Source organism: Pseudomonas fluorescens, from assembly GCF_001708445.1.
Taxonomy (GTDB): Bacteria; Pseudomonadota; Gammaproteobacteria; order Pseudomonadales; family Pseudomonadaceae; genus Aquipseudomonas; species Aquipseudomonas gorinensis.
In genome coordinates, this window is record NZ_CP015637.1 from 6,264,618 (window position 1) to 6,281,253 (window position 16,636).

Here is a 16,636-nt window from a genome sequence, read left to right on the forward strand (position 1 = left end):
GTTGCAGGAGCCGGGTGACCGGCTCCTGCAGCGGAATCACTCGCCGATGGCGGCCTTGTAGGCAGCAGCATCGAACAGTTTGGCCAGGTCGGCGTCAACGCTGCTTGGCTTGAGCTTGAAGATCCAGGCACCGTAAGGGTCGGAGTTCAGCAACTCAGGGCTGCCGCCCAGCTCTTCGTTAACCGCAATCACTTCGCCGGCAACTGGCGAGTAGATATCAGACGCCGCTTTAACCGACTCCACGACACCCGCCGTTTCACCCGCCGCAAACACTTTGCCAACCTCGGCCAACTCAACAAACACCACATCACCCAACGCTTCCTGGGCATGGTCGGAGATCCCGACGGTCACAGTACCGTCAGCTTCCAGACGCGCCCATTCGTGACTTTCGGCAAAACGCAGGTCGGCAGGGATATTGCTCATAGTCTGTGTCCTCAAGAAGAAATGTCAGCAGCCTTTGGCCTGCCGGAAAAGTTAGATCAAGGTTTTGCCATGGCGCACGAAGGTCGGTTTGACCACTCGAACCGGGTACCACTTGCCGCGGATTTCCACTTCGGCCCGATCGGCAGTCGCCATCGGTACGCGCGCCAGGGCAATGGATTTGCTCAGCGTAGGAGAGAAACTACCACTGGTGATCTCTCCTTCGCCAACATTGGCGATACGAACCACTTGGTGAGCGCGTAAAACCCCACGCTCTTCCAGCACCAAGCCGACCAATTTGGTCTGCACACCGGCCCCCAGTTCGGCTTCCAGCGCGGCGCGGCCGATGAAACGGCGCTCGGCCGGCTCCCACGCAATGCTCCAGGCCATGTTGGCCGCCAGGGGCGAAACGTCTTGGTGGATATCCTGCCCATACAGGTTCATGCCCGCTTCCAGGCGCAAGGTATCGCGGGCGCCCAGGCCGATAGGAGAAATACCGGCGCCCACCAGGTCGTTGAAAAAACCCGGCGCCTGGTCGGCAGGCAGGACAATCTCCAGGCCGTCTTCGCCGGTGTAGCCGGTACGGGCGATAAACCAATCACCGTCGGCCTGGCCTTCGAAGGGCTTGAGCTGATGAATCAGGGTGCCGCGGGACTGGGTAACCAGCTCGGCAATCTTCTGCCGGGCATGGGGGCCTTGAATCGCGAGCATGGCCAATTCGGGCCGCTCGAGCAATTGCGCCTGGTAGGTGCCCAACTGAGCCTGCATCCAGGCCATATCCTGATCGCGGGTAGCGGCATTGACCACCAGCCGATAACCGGTTTCGGTGCGGTAGACGATCATGTCGTCCACCACCCCACCCTGCTCGTTGAGCATGGCGCTGTACAACGCACGGCCGCAGCCCTGCAGACGATCGACATCATTGGCCAGCAGGTGCTGGAGCCATTCCTTGGCCTCGGGGCCTGTGACATCGATCACGGTCATATGAGATACATCGAACACCCCGCAGTCGCGCCGCACCTGATGGTGCTCTTCAACTTGCGAGCCGTAGTGCAGAGGCATATCCCAACCGCCAAAATCGACCATTTTCGCGCCTAGGGCGAGATGCAGGTCATACAGAGGCGTACGCTGTCCCATGGGTTTCTCCTTCCGGGCTTGGCGAAGGTGCGTAAGGTTGCCGTTCGCGCTGCAAACCTTGAATTACAAGGCCTGCAGCCACGTACAGCGACCCGACCCGAAAGACGGACCGCACCGAATGCCGCGCATTGTAGCCGCAAGCTGTAGGACTGGCACCTAGCCGATTTGTCGGGCAGAGCGACGGATCAGCCCGATCACCGGCAGCAAGCCCACCAACACCAGGGTCAGCGCCGGCAAGGAAGCCCGCGCCCACTCCCCTTCGCTGGTCATTTCAAAAATCCGCACCGCCAGGGTGTCCCAGCCAAACGGGCGCATCAGCAGGGTGGCGGGCATTTCCTTGAGCACGTCGACGAACACCAGCAACGCAGCGCTCAGGGTCCCGGGCAGCAGCAACGGCAGATACACCTTGCAAAACAGTCGTGGGCCGCTCACCCCAAGACTGCGCGCCGCCTCCGGCAACGATGGACGGATTCGTGCCAGGCTGTTTTCCAGCGGCCCGTAGGCCACCGCGAGGAAGCGCACCAAGTACGCCAGCAGCAGTGCCGACAGGCTGCCGAGCAGCAACGGCTTGCCCGCACCGCCGAGCCAGCCCGACAGCGGCACCACCAACTCACGGTCCAGGTAGCTGAATGCCAACATCATCGACACCGCCAGCACCGAGCCCGGCAAGGCATAACCGACATTCGCCAGGCTGATGCCGGAGCGAATTGCCCTGGTCGGCGCCAGGCGATTGGCGAACGCCAGAATCAACGCCACGCTGACCGTGATCAGCGCGGCGGTACCGCCCAGGTACAGCGTGTGGACGATCAGGCCGGTATAGCGTTCATCCAGGTCGAACCGACCGCGCTGCCAGAACCAGGCAACCAGTTGCAGCACCGGAATGACAAACGCACAGCCGAACACCAATCCACACCAGGCACTGGCCGCCGCCGCCTTGAACCCGCGCAGGTGGTACAGCGCCTTGCCGCGCGGTCGTTCATTGCTCGGTCGGCTGGCGCCCCGGGCTCGCCGTTCGCCGTACAGCACCAGCATCACCACCAACAGCAACAGGCTGGCCAGTTGGGCCGCGCTGGAGAGGCTGAAAAAGCCGTACCAGGTCTTGTAGATGGCGGTGGTGAAGGTATCGAAGTTGAACACCGAGACCGCACCAAAATCCGCCAGGGTTTCCATCAATGCCAGCGCCACGCCGGCGCCAATCGCCGGTCGCGCCATGGGCAAGGCCACGCGCCAGAACGCCTGCCATGGCGATTGCCCAAGCATGCGCGCGGCTTCCATCAGGCCCTTGCCCTGAGCCAGGAAGGCGGTGCGCGCCAGCAGGTAGACGTAGGGATAGAACACCAGCACCAAAACAATGACCACGCCGCCCGTGGAGCGCACACGCGGCCAGCGTAGGCCCGTGCCGAACCAGTCGCGCAGCAGGGTCTGCACCGGGCCGGAGAAGTCCAGCAAGCCGACAAATACGAACGCCAGCACATACGCAGGAATCGCGAAGGGCAACATCAGCGCCCAGTCCAGCCAGCGCCGCCCGGGAAACTCGCAGAGGCTGGTCAGCCAGGCCAGGCTTACGCCCAACAGGGTCACGCCAATACCGACGCCCAGCACCAGGATCAGGGTATTGCCCAGCAAGCGCGGCATCTGGGTTTCCCAGAGATGGGACCAGATCTGCCCATCGATGCTTTGCCAGGACAGCAACAGCACGCTCAGCGGCAGCAGCACCAGCGCGGCGGCGATAAAGACCGGCGCGTACCAGCGACGTTGGGCGGGGTGGACCAAGAGCAAATTCCCAGGGAAGAGTATCTAAAGGCAGACACAAAAGGGGCGGCGTTTACCCATTCAGTTCCAGCCAGCGCGATCCATCAGGCGAATGGCCTCGGCCTGGCGCTTGCCCGCGACTTCCACCGGCAAGGTATCGGCCACGAACTTGCCCCAGGTCGCGACTTCGGCAGACGGTGGCACCGCCGGGCTGGCCGGGAATTCCTGGTTCACGTCGGCGAAGATCTTCTGTGCCTCAGGTGTGGTCATCCATTCCACCAAGGCCTTGGCGGCTTCCGGGTGCGGCGCATGCTTGGTCAGGCCGATACCGGACAGGTTCACATGCACGCCACGGTCGCCCTGGTTGGGCCAGAACAACTTCACCGCCAGGTCCGGCTTCTGCTTATGCAGGCGGCCGAAGTAGTACGTGTTGACGATACCCACGTCGCACTGCCCGGCGTTGATCGCTTCGAGCACGGCGATGTCATCGGAGAACACGTCGGTGGACAGGTTGTTGACCCAGCCCTTGACGATTTCTTCGGTCTTGGCCGCGCCATGGGTTTCGATCAGGGTGGCGGTCAGCGACTGGTTGTAGACCTTTTTCGCCGTGCGCAGGCACAGGCGGCCTTCCCATTGTTTGTCGGCCAGGGCTTCGTAAGTCGTCAGGTCGCCGGGTTTGACCCGGTCGGTGGAGTAGGCGATGGTCCGCGCGCGCAAGCTCAAGCCGGTCCAGGCATGGGCCGACGAGCGATATTGAAGAGGGATGTTCTTGTCGATCACTGGGGAGGTGAACGGTTGCAGGATGCCCATTTGCTCAGCCTGCCAGAGGTTGCCGGCGTCGACGGTGAGCAGCAGGTCGGCAGTGGCGTTTTCGCCCTCGGCCTTGATGCGCTGCATCAACGGGGCTTCCTTATCGGTGATGAACTTCACCTGCACGCCGGTCTTTTGGGTGTAGGCGTCGAATACCGGCTTGATCAGTTCGTCGATGCGCGAGGAGTAGACCACGACTTCGTCGGCCGCCTGCACGGTGGTGCTGCCGATAAGGGTTAGGGCCAGGGCAGTCAGGAGGCGCTTGGGTGCCAACATGGGTGCGGTCTCTCATATGCAAATTGAAAGCAAATGATAGGGACTCACATTTGGCAGCTCAATCAAACACTCAGCGGAGGCGTTACCAGATGTTGCACGGCGCCTTCAGGGCCGTGCCAACTCTGGTAGATCCCCAGTCAGGCCAAGGGCCTGACGCACGAATACCGCCTTGGCTTCCGGCATTTTATCAACCATTTTCAACCCGGCATTACGCAACCAGCGCAACGGCAGTTGATCGGCCTGGAACAAGCGCTCGAAGCCTTCCATCGCCGCCATCAACGCCAGGTTGTGCGGCATGCGCCGACGCTCGTAACGGCTCAGCACTTTCACATCCGCCAGGCGTTCGCCACGTTCAGTCGCCGACAACAGCACCTCGGCCAGGACCGCCGCGTCGAGGAAGCCCAGGTTCACGCCCTGCCCGGCCAACGGGTGGATGACGTGTGCGGCGTCGCCGATCAACGCCAGGCCTTCGGCCACATAGCGCTTGGCATGGCGTTGGCGCAATGGCACACAGACACGCGGATCAGCGCTGAGCACCGTGCCCAGTCGGCCTTCAAAGGCGCGTTCCAGCTCACGGCAAAAGCTTTCATCCTCAAGCGCCATCAGGCGTGCGGATTCAGCTGGCGTGGTCGACCAGACGATCGAGCACCAGTCTTCCTGACCATCGCGCACCAATGGCAAGAAGGCCAGCGGACCGGTATCGGTAAAGCGCTGCCAGGCGGTGCGCTGGTGCGGCTGGCTGCTGCGCACGCTGGTGACAATCGCGTTATGCAGGTAATCCCACTCGCGGGTCGCGGTGCCAGTCAGGCGGCGTACGGCGGAATTGGCGCCATCGGCGGCCACCACCAGCGGCGCGCGCAATTTGCGGCCATCGGCCAGGGTCAGCAGCCAGTCATCGCCGGAGCGGCGCATTTGCTCCAGGCGTGCATTGGCCAGCAGGCCGAGGTCACAGTCATGCAGGCGATCAAGCAGGGCATCCTGGACCACACGGTTTTCGACGATATGCCCGAGCACTTCGGCATGCACGCTGGCCGCCGAAAAGTGGACCTGCCCGGTGCCGCTGCCGTCCCACACCTGCATCTCTGCGTAAGGGCTGGCGCGGCGGTCGACGATGCCGTCCCACACGCCCAGGCGCTCGAGGATGCGCTGGCTGGCGGCCGACAAGGCGCTGACCCGCGGCTCGAAGGCGGCGTCACGTTCGAACGGCTTGACGCTCAACGGGCTGCCGTCCAGCAGCAGCACCTGCAGGCCACTGCCCTGCAACGCCAGCGCCAGGGCGCTTCCGACCATTCCGGCCCCGACAATCAGCACATCTGCGCGCATGTCCATGCTTTAAGCCTGTCTCGCTGGCGGCTTGCGCCGCACGTAAAGGGTTTTGTCGACTCGCGCCACCAGGGTGCCGGAGCCGTCATGAATCTGGACCTTGAGGCGGGGCAAATACTTCTCGCCGCCTGCGGTCTGTCGACGCACCTCATCCAGCAAGGCGTCGTCGATGGAAAACTCGGCATACACCGGGCCTTTGCCCGGCGAGACGAAGTCGATGCTGGCCGCCTTGTCCCACACAATGTAGTCGCGGCCCAGGTTCTCCATCAGCATCAGCATGTAGAACGGGTCGACCATCGAATAGAGGCTGCCGCCGAACTGCGTACCCACGTAGTTACGGTTGTACCACCCCAGGCCCATGCGCACTTTGACGTGGCGAAAATCGGCGCTCATGTGCTGCACGCTGATCCCCGCGCCCAGATACGGCGGGTAAAGGGTCATGACCCAACGCAATAAACGCGCTTTACCCAGGCGAGCGACCAGCCACTTACGCATCGGGACGCGTACCCAGGCCCATGGCCTGCCGGGCGAACCAGCGTTTGGCCGGTGGCAGCAGGTCCAGGCCCAGCAAGCCCATGTTGCGCCCCAGGGCGACCAGCGGCTGTGCACTGCCGAACAGGCGCGTGACCTGGTCGGAGAAGCCCACGGTCAGCTTCTGATCCAGCCGCTGACGCTCGCGATAGGCCTGCAAGGTGGCCAGGTCGCCCGGCACCGTCGGCCCGGCCAACAGGGCCTCGGCCAAGGCATTGGCATCACGCAGGGACAGGTTGAAACCCTGCCCGGCAATCGGGTGCAGACTGTGGGCAGCATTGCCGAGGATCGCCAGGTGGGAGCGGACTTGTTCTTCGGCTTCCACCAGGGTCAGCGGGTACAGGTGACGAGCCCCCACTTGCTTCAGGGTGCCTAGGCGGTAACCAAACACGCCCTGCAACTCACTCAAGAAACTGCGTTCATCCAGGCTGGCCAAGCGCTGGGCGTCCATGCCGATGCGGGTCCACACCAGCGCGCAACGGTTGTCCGGCAGCGGCAGCAAGGCCATCGGCCCCTCATCGGTAAAGCGCTCGAAGGCTTCGCCGTTATGGGCTTCGCTCGGGGTGATATTGGCGATCAGCGCGCTCTGGTTGTAGGGGCGGGTTTTCACGCCGATGCCCAGTTGCTCACGCAAACCGGAGCGGCCACCATCCGCGAGCACCGCGAGGTCGCATTCCAGTACGGTTTCATCGTTGAGGGTCAGGCGGTAGCCATCCGGCAGCGGTTCCATGCGCGTGACTTCCGCCGGGCAGCGCCAACTGACCACCTCTTTATCCAAGCCTTGCCACAGGCACTGGCCGAGCCAGGCGTTTTCCACCACATAGCCAAGGGCAGGAACGCCCTCCTCCATGGCGGATAACCGCGCGGTGGAGAAACGCCCGCGGTCCGACACATGAATCTGCTTGATCGGTTCTGCGCGGCGGGAGATGTGCTGCCAGAGCCCCAGGCGCTGGTAAATCTGCCGAGCGCCAAACGACAGCGCCGAGGAGCGTGCATCGTAGCTAGGCTGGTAGCTGTCACCCGGTGCAAAGGGTTCGATCAGCACGATCTTCCAGCCTCGGGCCTTTGCCCCCGCTTGCAATGCCAGCGCCAGGCTGGCGCCCACCAGGCCGCCACCGATGATCGCCAGGTTGACCCGGCTCATCGGGCAGCCGCCATCAGGGCTTCAATGTCGGCGACGGTCTTGGGCACGCCGACGGTCAGGATTTCACAGCCTTGCTTGGTCACTACCACGTCGTCCTCGATGCGCACGCCAATGCCACGCCATTTCTTTGCCACATTCTGGTTGTCCGGCGATATGTAGATCCCCGGTTCCACGGTCAATGCCATGCCGACCTCCAGCACACGCCATTCACCGCCCACTTTGTACTCGCCCACATCGTGCACATCCATGCCCAGCCAGTGGCCGGCTCGGTGCATGTAGAAAGCCCGGTAGGCTTCGCTGGCAATCAACTCGTCCACATCACCCTGCAGCAAGCCCAGTTTGACCAGCCCGGCGGTGATGACCTGCACGGTTGCCTCGTGGGCCTGGTTCCAATGCTTGTTCGGCGCTATCTCGGCAAAGGCGGCTTCCTGGGAGGCCAGCACGATTTCATAGATCGCCTTCTGCTCCGGCGAGAACTTGCCATTGACCGGCCAGGTGCGGGTGATGTCGCTGGCGTAGCAGTCGATCTCGCAACCGGCATCGATCAGCACCAGGTCGCCGTCCTTGAGCACGGCGTCATTCTGCTGGTAATGCAGGATGCAGCTGTTGCGCCCGGCGGCGACGATGGAGCCATAGGCCGGCATTTTCGCGCCGCCCTTGCGGAACTCGTAATCCAGTTCGGCTTCCAGGCTGAACTCATGCAAGCCGGCGCGGCTGGCCTGCATCGCCTTCACATGGGCCGCGCAGGAAATTCGCGCAGCCTCGCGCATCACCTTCACTTCCGCCGCCGATTTATACAGGCGCATGTCGTGGAGCAAATGATCCAGGGCAACGAATTCGTTCGGGGGCTGGGCACCGAGGTGCGCTTTAGAGCGGATGACGTTGATCCACTCCATCAGGTGCCGATCGAATTCAGCGTTGCTGCCCATGGCCGAATACACCCGGTCGCGACCTTCGATCAAGCCGGGCAGGATGTCGTCGATATCGGTGATGGGGAAGGCATCGTCGGCGCCAAAATCGCGGATCGCGCCCTCGGTACCGGCGCGCAGGCCGTCCCACAGTTCGCGTTCGGCATTGCGCTCGCGGCAGAACAGCACGTACTCGCCGTGCTGGCGACCGGGCATCAGCACGATCACCGCCTGTGGCTCGGGGAAACCGCTCAGGTACTGGAAGTCGCTGTCCTGGCGATAGACGTGCTCGACATCACGGTTGCGGATCGCCACGGCGGCGGCCGGCAGGATCGCGATGCTGTTGGGTTCCATCTGCGCCATGAGCGCCTTGCGGCGCCGGGTGTATTCCGCTTTGGGGATATGGATCATGGGCAGATGGGCTTCCTTTCTCAGTGCAGCGAAGGCTTGGGGGCAGCCGGCTCAGCGGACTTCTTGGTCTCGGTGAACAGCAGCAACGGTGCGACGCGCAGGTATTCCATGACTTCCATGTAGTCGCCTTCGCCGTCTTCGGACTCTTCCAGGGCGTCTTGCACCTGGGAGATGGCCGCCAGGTCCTGCAACACTTCCTTGGCATCGGTGCTCAGCTCCAGGCCACCGGCGTTCACGCCGAAACCGTGGAGGAAGCCCTGGCACCATTGGCCCAGTGCGGCGGCGCGTTCGGCGAGCGGTGCATCGTCGGTCGGCAGCAGCAGGACCACGGTGACGTCATCACCGGTCAGCTCGCCCTTGACCATCTCTTGCAGGCCGATCAGCGCGTTACGCACGTTGTCGGTCGGTTCGGTTTCCAGCAGCTCGGCCACATCGGCCAGCCAGTTGTCGGCATCAAAGCCAACGCCGGTGCAACTGCGGCCGAGCAACACGCCGTGCAGTTCGGCAGGCGAGCAAGGATGACCGCTGGTGCTCAGCAGTTTGGAAAAAGCATCGTACGGGGAGTTCTGAATGGGCATGGTGAGCTAGGCGCCAGACGGCGCAATGTCTAGAATGGAGCGCTGTATCCTAGCACCGGCAGACGTACCAAGACTATCGAGGGCGTCAGATCGTTTATCCTGCAGTTGCCATTCATCAGACAAATCCAGTGGAACCCAATGGAAGACACCGACCTGCAAGCGCTGATGGCCAGACTCGAATTGCTAATTGATCGGGTCGAGCAACTAAAGAGCCAAAACGGACTCCTATTAGCTCAGGAAAAGACCTGGCGCGAGGAACGCGCTCACCTCATTGAAAAAAACGAAATCGCCCGGCGTAAGGTCGAATCGATGATTTCGCGCCTGAAGGCCCTGGAGCAAGACTCATGAGTTCAAGCAATAGCGTTACCGTGCAGATCCTCGACAAAGAGTATTCGATCATTTGCCCCCAGGAAGAACGCAGCAACCTGGTGAGCGCTGCCCGCTACCTGGATGGCAAGATGCGTGAAATCCGCAGCAGCGGCAAAGTCATCGGCGCCGACCGCATCGCCGTGATGGCCGCGCTGAACATCACCCACGATCTGCTGCACAAGCAGGAACGTCCTGACGTACAGGCCAGCGGCTCAACGCGCGAACAGGTGCGTGACCTGCTCGAACGCGTTGATCTGGTGCTCTCCAGCGACTCAGACGCACCCAAGGGCTGATTGCCGCGACTGTTTAAGGTATACTCGCCCCACTCCCTGGCGTGCTTGCCAGTCGGCGATGTCCCGGAGCCGATTCGCACTACCCTGGAAGTTGCACGTTGGGCTGGTGTGCATGTCCGCTAGACGGAAAGCCTTAAAGCCTACTGCTTCTTCCACCTTGAACTTTCGGGTTCAAGGGCTTAGTCGACAGCGGTTCTGTCGGGGAGCCTGATTCCCAAACTCAATGCCAGTCTTAAGGACTGGCATTGTTTTATGAGCCGAAAACCATGACCGAACCTGCGCCGCTTTCCCGTCCGCACCTTCGACGCATGTTGCGCAAGGCCCGCCGTGCGCTCACCCCCAGCGAGCAGCGCCGGGCGGCCCTTGGCTTGTATCGGCAACTGGCACAGCACCCGCTGTTTCGCCGGGCCAAACATATTTCTCTATACCTGCCGACGGACGGTGAAATCGATCCGCGCCTGCTGCTGCGCGCGGCCCAGCGCCGGGGCAAGGCCACCTACCTGCCAGTACTCAGCGCCTGGCCGAGAACCAAGATGGTCTTCCAACGCGTGGACCCAGGGGAAAAACTGCTGCCCAATCGGTTTCGCATTCTCGAACCCCGGATAAACGCCTGCCGCCAGCGCAAGGTGTGGGCGCTGGACCTGGTGTTGCTCCCGCTGGTGGGGTTCGACGACGCGGGGGGGCGCCTGGGCATGGGCGGTGGGTTTTATGACCGCAGCCTGGCCTACCTCGCTCGCCGCCAAAGCTGGCGCAAGCCGACGCTGCTGGGGCTGGCCCATGAGTGTCAGAAGGTCGATCGGTTGGCGCAGGCGAGTTGGGATGTGCCGCTGGCGGGCACGGTCACTGACAAGTATTGGTATATCGCAGAGACGCCACTGGAGTCAGCGGCGCCTTGAATAAGGGTCAGCGCTTGAACGGTTTAGGCTGCTGCTGAGCCAGTTCAACGGGTGCATCGGTCTTGTTCGACCACAAGCTTTGCGCATACCCGGTGGTCACGACGCCCAGACCAAACAAAATCACCAATATCCATAGTAAATCCGGTTTACGTTGCATCGATTGCCCCCCTTCAGGCATCTCGTACACGATGACAACAACGTTCCAAAGTAGTCCGTTGCAGCTGCGTCAAGCTTAAAATCCCGGCATTCTGCGTTAACGTGAACCAACACGCAAACCTTGGCGTCAACCGACTGTCGGTTTGTCATGGAATTGCCTGACAACTTGCCCAACGCCTTTTTCAGGAGCCCCCAAATGGCCTATTGGCTGATGAAATCCGAGCCCGACGAACTCTCCATCAAAGGCCTGGAAACGCTTGGCGAAGCCCGCTGGGATGGGGTGCGCAATTATCAGGCGCGCAACTTTCTGAGGGCGATGGCGGTGGGTGACCAATTTTTCTTCTATCACTCCAGCTGCCCCGAGCCTGGTATTGCCGGCATCGGCACCATCGTCGAGGCCGCCTACCCGGACCCGACCGCACTGGAGCCGGACAACCACTATTTCGACGCCAAGGCCAGCCCGGAGAAAAATCCATGGAGCGCGATCAACGTGGCCCATGTCGAGACGTTCCCCTGCGTACTGGGCCTGGGGTACCTGAAGCAGCAAGCCGCCCTAGCCGAGCTGCCTCTGGTGCAAAAAGGCAGCCGTCTCTCGGTGATGCCGGTTACCGCCGAGCAATGGGCCGCGGTCTTGGCGCTACGCTGACGGCTGGAGCCAGCTTGCTCGCGAAGAGCGCAGCTTCACCGCGACCTTCCAGGCTGGTCGCGTTATCGTTTACATTTTTCGCGAGCCAGCTCGCTCCTTCAGTTCATTTGATCGGTATCAACGCCTTCTGAGGCGAGGCCGGTCAAACTAGGACGCTAACGCCGCAGGATGCATTCATGTCGACGAACCATCGCACCTCCCAGCTGTTTGCCTCGCTCCTGATTGTGTTGCTGCTCGCCGCCGGCGGCTTCGGTTACTGGAAATCCACCCAGGACCGCCTGCCCGAAGGCTTGAGCATGGGCAACGGTCGCCTGGAATCCACTGAGGTGCAGATTGCCGCCAAGATACCCGGGCGCCTCGCCGAAGTGCGCGTGGATGAAGGCGACAAGGTGCTCAAGGGCCAACTGCTGGCGCGCATGGACACCCGCACCCTGGAGGCCCAGCGCGCCCAGGCTGAAGCCGAGGTGCTGCGCGCCAAGGAAAACTTCGCCGCTGCCGAAGCCAATGTGCAACTGCGCCAAAGCGAGCAACTGTTGGCCCATCAGGAGCTCAAGCGTACGCAGGAGCTATACGCGCGCGGCTTTGCCAGCAGCCAGTTGATCGACCAGCAGCAGGCTCGCCAGAATACCGGCAATGCGGCCGTAGTCGCGGCCCAAGCCCAGGTCAATTCGGTCAAGGCGGCCATCGGCGCCGCCGAAGCCCAGGTGGCGCAACTCACCAGCGAAATCGATGACAGCAGCCTGCGCGCGCCCATCGACGGCATTATCCAGCTACGCCTGGCTGAACCGGGCGAAGTGCTCGCCGCCGGTGGGCGCGTGTTGCTGCTGATCGACCCCCAAGATCAATACATGAACCTCTACTTGCCCGCCTCTGTGACCGGCCGGCTGACCGTCGGCAGCGATGCACGCATCCTCCTCGATGCACTCCCCGACCAACCGCTGCCGGCCAAAATCAGCTTTGTCGCGGCCAAATCGCAATTCACGCCCAAGGAAGTGGAAACCCGCGACGAACGCCAGAAACTGGTATTCCGCGTCAAACTGCGCCTGACCCAACCCAGCGCCGTGCCGCAGGCCAAGCCCGGCATGCCCGGTGCCGGCTATGTGCGTACGGCTGACATCGACTGGCCGGCCAACCTGAAATGACCGACCTGGCGCTGCACGCCACAGGTGTTCAGCACCGCTATGGCAAGCAACAGGCGCTGATCGACATCGCCTTCAGCCTGCCCGCCGGTACGCGATGCGGGCTGATAGGCCCGGATGGCGCGGGCAAGTCGAGCCTGCTGGGCTTGATCGCCGGGGTTAAACACCTTCAGGAAGGCCAACTGGAGGTGCTCGGCGGCTCCATCGCCGACCGCCGCCATCGCAACAGCCTGTACCCGCGTATCGCCTTTATGCCCCAGGGCCTGGGCGGCAACCTGTACCCCGAGTTGTCCATCAGCGAAAACATCCGCTTCTTCGCCACGCTGTTTGGCCTGTCGAAAGCCGACTGCGACCAGCGCATGCACAACCTGCTGCTGGCCACCGACCTCGCCCGTTTCGCCGAGCGCCCGGCCGGCAAACTCTCGGGCGGGATGAAACAGAAGCTCGGCCTGTGCTGCGCACTGATCCACGACCCGGACCTGCTGATCCTTGACGAGCCCACCACTGGCGTCGACCCGCTGTCGCGTAGACGCTTCTGGGAACTGGTCGATACCGTACGTGCCGAGCGCCCGCAACTGACCCTGCTGGTGGCCACGGCCTACATGGAGGAGGCCGAGCAGTTCGAACATTGCCTGATGCTCGATCGCGGCAAACTGATCGCCAACGGGCTTAGCAGCGAACTGGCGGCGGCCACACCCAGCGGAAAACTGGATGAAGCCTTCACCCACTTCCAGGGCGACAGCGCCCACAACAACCAGCCACTGGTGATCCCGCCCAGAGCAAGCGCCAACACCGATATCGCCATCGAAGCCCACGACCTGACCCTGCGCTTCGGCGACTTCACGGCAGTCAACAAGGTCAGCTTCGCTATTGGCCGGGGCGAGATCTTCGGTTTCCTCGGTTCAAACGGTTGCGGCAAGACCACCACCATGAAGGTCCTCACCGGCCTGATGCCGGCCACCGAAGGCAGTGCCACGTTGCTGGGCAACCCGGTGAACGCCAAGGACCTGGCCACCCGCAAGCGCGTGGGCTTCATGTCGCAGAGCTTCTCACTGTATGGCGAACTCAGCGTGCGCCAGAACCTGGTGTTGCATGCGCAGTTGTTCGACTTGCCCAAGGCCGACAGTGGCGCGCGGATCGACGAACTGATCCAGCGCTTCGACCTGGGCGAAGTCGCCGAGCAGCCGTCCGGTGAACTGCCCCTTGGCCTGCGCCAACGGTTGTCGCTGGCCGTGGCGGTGCTGCATCGCCCCGAGGTGCTGATCCTCGATGAACCGACCTCAGGCGTAGACCCAGCGGCGCGGGATGATTTCTGGCGGTTGCTGATCGAGCTATCGCGCGAACAGGGGGTGACGATCTTCCTGTCCACTCACTTTATGAACGAAGCCCAGCGCTGCGACCGCATCTCCCTGATGCATGCGGGCAAGGTGCTGGCCTGCGACACGCCCGACGCGCTGCAACAGCAGTTCCGCGGCGACACCCTTGAAGCCGCGTTTGTCACGTGCCTGGAGCAAGCCCAGGGCGAACCGGAACCGACGGCGCCTACCGCCACCGTCAGCGAAACCACTGCACCGCCTGTGAGCAAGCGCGGGTTCAGCCTGGCGCGCCTACTGGCCGTGGCCAGTCGCGAAGGCAAGGAACTCTTGCGCGACAAGGTGCGCATGGCCTTCGCCCTGCTCGGGGCGATGTTCATGATGGTGATCTTCGGCTACGGCATTTCCCTGGATGTGGAAAACCTCGCCTTCGCCGTCTACGACCAGGACCAGACCCCGCAAAGCCGTGCCTACCTGGAAGCCTTTCGCAGCTCGCGCTATTTCGCCGAGCAAACGCCAATCCAGGATGCCAACGAACTGCACCGGCGCCTGCAACGCTCGGAAATCAAACTGGCGCTGGAAATCCCGCCGGGCTTTGGTCGTGATCTTTACGCCGGTCGCCAGCCCACCGTGGCCGCGTGGCTCGACGGCGGCATGCCGTTTCGCGCGGAAACCAGCCGCAACTATGTCGAGGCCGTGCACCAGGGCAACCTTGAACAACTGGCCGAACTGAGCAGTTCGCCCTCGAACACACAAGCTGCCGCCAAGTTGGAAACCCGCTTCCGCTATAACCAGGACGTGGTCAGCGTAAATGCCATCGGCCCGGGCGTCATGGCGCTGATCCTGGCCTTTATACCGGCCATGCTGACGGCCCTGGGCATCGTGCGCGAGAAGGAGCTGGGCTCGATCACCAACTTCTATGCCACGCCCCTGACCCGCCTGGAGTTTTTGCTGGGCAAACAGGCGCCCTACCTGGCAGTGAGCCTGGTGAACCTGGCTGTACTGGTGGCGATGAACCGCTGGCTGTTCGGCGTGCCGTTCAAGGGCAGCGCCCTGACCCTGGCGTTTGGCGGCCTGCTGTACGTGCTCGCCACCACCAGCATGGGCCTGCTGATTTCCGCATTCACGCGCACCCAGATCGCGGCGATCCTTGGCACCATGATCATCACCAGCCTGCCGACCATCCAGTTCTCCGGGCTGATCGTGCCGCGCTCGTCCCTGGAGGGCGCGGCGGCGGTGATGGGCATGCTGTTTCCGGCGGGGCACTTTCTCGATATTGCGGTGGGCACCTTCACCAAGGCCCTGGACTTGCGCCAGTTGTGGCCACAGTGCCTGGCGCTGTTCGGATTTTTCCTCGGTTTTACCGGACTGAGCCTGATCATGCTCAAGAAGCAGGAGGCCTGATGCACAAGTTTGCGCATATCCTGCGCCTGGGGATCAAGGAGCTGACCAGCCTGCGCCACGACAGTGTGTTGCTGCTGTTTCTGTTCTACGCCTTCACGGTGGCGATCTATATGCCCGCCGCGGGCTCGGTAATTGGGGTGCACCATGCCAGCGTGGCATTTGTCGACGAAGACCACAGCCCGCTCTCGCGACAGATGGCCGAAGCGCTGCAACCGCCCGAGTTCCAGCCACCCGCACCGTTGGCGTACGACCAGTTGGACAAGGTCATGGACAGCGGCCAGTACACCTTCGTGATCAACGTACCGGCGAACTTCCAGGCCGACCTGTTGGCCGGTCGACAGCCCGCCGTACAGGTGAACGTCGACGCCACGGCGATGAGCCAGGCCTTTATGGGCGCCGGCTACATCGGCCGGATTTTCCAGCGCGAGTTGCTCACCTACAGCGGCCAGGCGGATAGCGCCGCGAAAGCGCCAGCGCAACTGACCACCCGGGCGCTGTTCAATACCAACCTGGAGGGTGGCTGGTTCCTGGCGGTGATCCAGATCGTCAACAACATCACCATCCTCGCCATCGTGCTCACCGGCACCGCCCTGCTGCGCGAGCGTGAACACGGCACCCTCGACCACTTGCTGGTACTGCCGCTGACAGCACTGGAAATCATGCTGGCGAAAATCTGGAGCAACATGCTGGTGGTCGTGCTGTGTACCTGGCTATCCCTGGAAGTGGTGGTCAAGGGCTTGCTCGGCGTACCGCTGGCCGGCTCGCTGGCGTTATTTCTGTTCGTGACCGCGCTGTACCTGTTTGCCAGCACGGCCCTGGGCATCTTCCTCGCCACCCTCGCCCGCTCGACGCCTCAGTTCGGCTTGCTGGCGATCCCGGTGATCATCCCGATGCTGCTGCTTTCCGGCGGCAGTACCCCGCTGGACAGCATGCCCGAGTGGTTGCAGTGGGTGATGCAGGCTTCGCCGTCGACGCACTTTGTGAGCCTGAGCGCAGCGATCCTGTTCCGCGATGCGGGCGCTAGCGTGGTGTGGCCGGACCTGCTGGCGCTGGCAGGGATCGGCCTGCTGTTCTTTGCCGTGGCGTTGGCGCGGTTCAGGAAAAGCCTGGCCTCCTGAGCGTGGCGAGCG

The 16,636-nt window shown here is 62.7% G+C and carries 17 protein-coding genes and 1 other RNA gene; 8 read left to right on the forward strand and 10 right to left on the reverse strand.

Features of this window, described 5'->3' with window-relative positions:
* Positions 1-36: 36 nt before the first annotated feature.
* The 9 genes from gcvH to A7317_RS28095 all read right to left on the reverse strand — a co-directional run bounded on the left by gcvH (position 37) and on the right by A7317_RS28095 (position 9,290).
* A complete protein-coding gene (gene gcvH, locus A7317_RS28055; protein WP_069077243.1) occupies positions 37-423 on the reverse strand; it encodes a glycine cleavage system protein GcvH in 387 nt (128 codons plus the stop codon).
* 51 nt (positions 424-474) lie between these two features.
* Entirely contained in the window at positions 475-1,557 is a 1,083-nt protein-coding gene (gene gcvT, locus A7317_RS28060) for a glycine cleavage system aminomethyltransferase GcvT (protein WP_024077997.1), read from the reverse strand.
* A 156-nt stretch (positions 1,558-1,713) separates the two neighbouring features.
* Complete coding sequence (locus tag A7317_RS28065) at positions 1,714-3,330, reverse strand: ABC transporter permease (protein WP_069077244.1); 1,617 nt, start codon at positions 3,328-3,330, stop codon at positions 1,714-1,716.
* A gap of 60 nt (positions 3,331-3,390) precedes the next feature.
* The gene (locus A7317_RS28070; protein WP_069077245.1) at positions 3,391-4,395 is read right to left on the reverse strand and encodes an extracellular solute-binding protein; all 1,005 of its coding nucleotides are present in this window, start codon (positions 4,393-4,395) and stop codon (positions 3,391-3,393) included.
* Positions 4,396-4,500: 105 nt separating this feature from the next.
* The gene (locus A7317_RS28075) at positions 4,501-5,718 is read right to left on the reverse strand and encodes a 2-octaprenyl-3-methyl-6-methoxy-1,4-benzoquinol hydroxylase (RefSeq protein ID WP_172831390.1); all 1,218 of its coding nucleotides are present in this window, start codon (positions 5,716-5,718) and stop codon (positions 4,501-4,503) included.
* A 9-nt stretch (positions 5,719-5,727) separates the two neighbouring features.
* Positions 5,728-6,213 (reverse strand): DUF4442 domain-containing protein, encoded by a 486-nt coding sequence (locus A7317_RS28080; RefSeq protein WP_024078001.1) that lies wholly within the window; start codon positions 6,211-6,213, stop codon positions 5,728-5,730.
* The gene (ubiH, locus tag A7317_RS28085) at positions 6,206-7,393 is read right to left on the reverse strand and encodes a 2-octaprenyl-6-methoxyphenyl hydroxylase (protein ID WP_024078002.1); all 1,188 of its coding nucleotides are present in this window, start codon (positions 7,391-7,393) and stop codon (positions 6,206-6,208) included. Before ubiH ends, A7317_RS28080 begins: the two co-directional genes overlap by 8 nt.
* On the reverse strand, positions 7,390-8,712 hold the full coding sequence (gene pepP, locus A7317_RS28090; RefSeq protein WP_024078003.1) for a Xaa-Pro aminopeptidase: 1,323 nt from the start codon (positions 8,710-8,712) through the stop codon (positions 7,390-7,392). Before pepP ends, ubiH begins: the two co-directional genes overlap by 4 nt.
* Positions 8,713-8,732: 20 nt before the next feature.
* The gene (locus A7317_RS28095; protein ID WP_021492630.1) at positions 8,733-9,290 is read right to left on the reverse strand and encodes a YecA family protein; all 558 of its coding nucleotides are present in this window, start codon (positions 9,288-9,290) and stop codon (positions 8,733-8,735) included.
* Positions 9,291-9,428: 138 nt separating this feature from the next.
* On the opposite strand from A7317_RS28095, the gene A7317_RS28100 reads away from it, so the two are divergent.
* The 4 genes from A7317_RS28100 (at position 9,429) to A7317_RS28115 (ending at position 10,848) form a co-directional block, all read left to right on the forward strand.
* Entirely contained in the window at positions 9,429-9,638 is a 210-nt protein-coding gene (locus tag A7317_RS28100; protein WP_003177365.1) for a TIGR02449 family protein, read from the forward strand.
* Positions 9,635-9,952 carry a cell division protein ZapA gene (locus tag A7317_RS28105; RefSeq protein WP_010207385.1) on the forward strand — a complete coding sequence of 106 codons (318 nt, stop codon included), beginning with the start codon at positions 9,635-9,637 and terminating at the stop codon, positions 9,950-9,952. Before A7317_RS28100 ends, A7317_RS28105 begins: the two co-directional genes overlap by 4 nt.
* A 30-nt stretch (positions 9,953-9,982) precedes the next feature.
* Positions 9,983-10,161: non-coding RNA, 6S RNA (ssrS, locus tag A7317_RS28110), on the forward strand.
* 57 nt (positions 10,162-10,218) lie between these two features.
* Entirely contained in the window at positions 10,219-10,848 is a 630-nt protein-coding gene (locus A7317_RS28115; protein ID WP_024078004.1) for a 5-formyltetrahydrofolate cyclo-ligase, read from the forward strand.
* A 7-nt stretch (positions 10,849-10,855) separates the two neighbouring features.
* Here the strand turns inward: A7317_RS28115 and A7317_RS30800 are convergent, their stop codons facing one another.
* Positions 10,856-11,005 (reverse strand): hypothetical protein, encoded by a 150-nt coding sequence (locus A7317_RS30800; protein WP_024078005.1) that lies wholly within the window; start codon positions 11,003-11,005, stop codon positions 10,856-10,858.
* Between the two features lie 195 nt (positions 11,006-11,200).
* On the opposite strand from A7317_RS30800, the gene A7317_RS28120 reads away from it, so the two are divergent.
* The 4 genes from A7317_RS28120 (at position 11,201) to A7317_RS28135 (ending at position 16,624) form a co-directional block, all read left to right on the forward strand.
* Positions 11,201-11,650: an EVE domain-containing protein gene (locus A7317_RS28120; protein WP_024078006.1), complete on the forward strand. Its 450-nt coding sequence runs from the start codon at positions 11,201-11,203 to the stop codon at positions 11,648-11,650.
* Positions 11,651-11,826: 176 nt separating this feature from the next.
* Entirely contained in the window at positions 11,827-12,792 is a 966-nt protein-coding gene (locus A7317_RS28125) for an HlyD family secretion protein (RefSeq protein WP_024078007.1), read from the forward strand.
* Positions 12,789-15,506 carry a ribosome-associated ATPase/putative transporter RbbA gene (rbbA, locus tag A7317_RS28130; RefSeq protein ID WP_024078008.1) on the forward strand — a complete coding sequence of 906 codons (2,718 nt, stop codon included), beginning with the start codon at positions 12,789-12,791 and terminating at the stop codon, positions 15,504-15,506. Before A7317_RS28125 ends, rbbA begins: the two co-directional genes overlap by 4 nt.
* Positions 15,506-16,624: an ABC transporter permease gene (locus A7317_RS28135; protein WP_024078009.1), complete on the forward strand. Its 1,119-nt coding sequence runs from the start codon at positions 15,506-15,508 to the stop codon at positions 16,622-16,624. The genes rbbA and A7317_RS28135 overlap by 1 nt, the downstream gene beginning before the upstream one ends.
* Positions 16,625-16,636: the final 12 nt, after the last annotated feature.

Excerpts from the sequence above, each read along its gene's own strand:
- A7317_RS28125 (WP_024078007.1), top strand. The coding sequence starts at position 11,827 with ATGTCGACGAACCATCGCACCTCCCAGCTGTTTGCCTCGCTCCTGATT.
- A7317_RS30800 (WP_024078005.1), bottom strand. The coding sequence starts at position 11,005 with ATGCAACGTAAACCGGATTTACTATGGATATTGGTGATTTTGTTTGGT.
- A7317_RS28075 (WP_172831390.1), bottom strand. The coding sequence starts at position 5,718 with ATGCGCGCAGATGTGCTGATTGTCGGGGCCGGAATGGTCGGAAGCGCC.
- A7317_RS28115 (WP_024078004.1), top strand. The coding sequence starts at position 10,219 with ATGACCGAACCTGCGCCGCTTTCCCGTCCGCACCTTCGACGCATGTTG.
- A7317_RS28105 (WP_010207385.1), top strand. The coding sequence starts at position 9,635 with ATGAGTTCAAGCAATAGCGTTACCGTGCAGATCCTCGACAAAGAGTAT.
- pepP (WP_024078003.1), bottom strand. The coding sequence starts at position 8,712 with ATGATCCATATCCCCAAAGCGGAATACACCCGGCGCCGCAAGGCGCTC.
- A7317_RS28070 (WP_069077245.1), bottom strand. The coding sequence starts at position 4,395 with ATGTTGGCACCCAAGCGCCTCCTGACTGCCCTGGCCCTAACCCTTATC.
- gcvT (WP_024077997.1), bottom strand. The coding sequence starts at position 1,557 with ATGGGACAGCGTACGCCTCTGTATGACCTGCATCTCGCCCTAGGCGCG.
- A7317_RS28080 (WP_024078001.1), bottom strand. The coding sequence starts at position 6,213 with ATGCGTAAGTGGCTGGTCGCTCGCCTGGGTAAAGCGCGTTTATTGCGT.
- A7317_RS28120 (WP_024078006.1), top strand. The coding sequence starts at position 11,201 with ATGGCCTATTGGCTGATGAAATCCGAGCCCGACGAACTCTCCATCAAA.
- A7317_RS28095 (WP_021492630.1), bottom strand. The coding sequence starts at position 9,290 with ATGCCCATTCAGAACTCCCCGTACGATGCTTTTTCCAAACTGCTGAGC.
- ubiH (WP_024078002.1), bottom strand. The coding sequence starts at position 7,393 with ATGAGCCGGGTCAACCTGGCGATCATCGGTGGCGGCCTGGTGGGCGCC.
- rbbA (WP_024078008.1), top strand. The coding sequence starts at position 12,789 with ATGACCGACCTGGCGCTGCACGCCACAGGTGTTCAGCACCGCTATGGC.
- A7317_RS28100 (WP_003177365.1), top strand. The coding sequence starts at position 9,429 with ATGGAAGACACCGACCTGCAAGCGCTGATGGCCAGACTCGAATTGCTA.
- A7317_RS28135 (WP_024078009.1), top strand. The coding sequence starts at position 15,506 with ATGCACAAGTTTGCGCATATCCTGCGCCTGGGGATCAAGGAGCTGACC.
- gcvH (WP_069077243.1), bottom strand. The coding sequence starts at position 423 with ATGAGCAATATCCCTGCCGACCTGCGTTTTGCCGAAAGTCACGAATGG.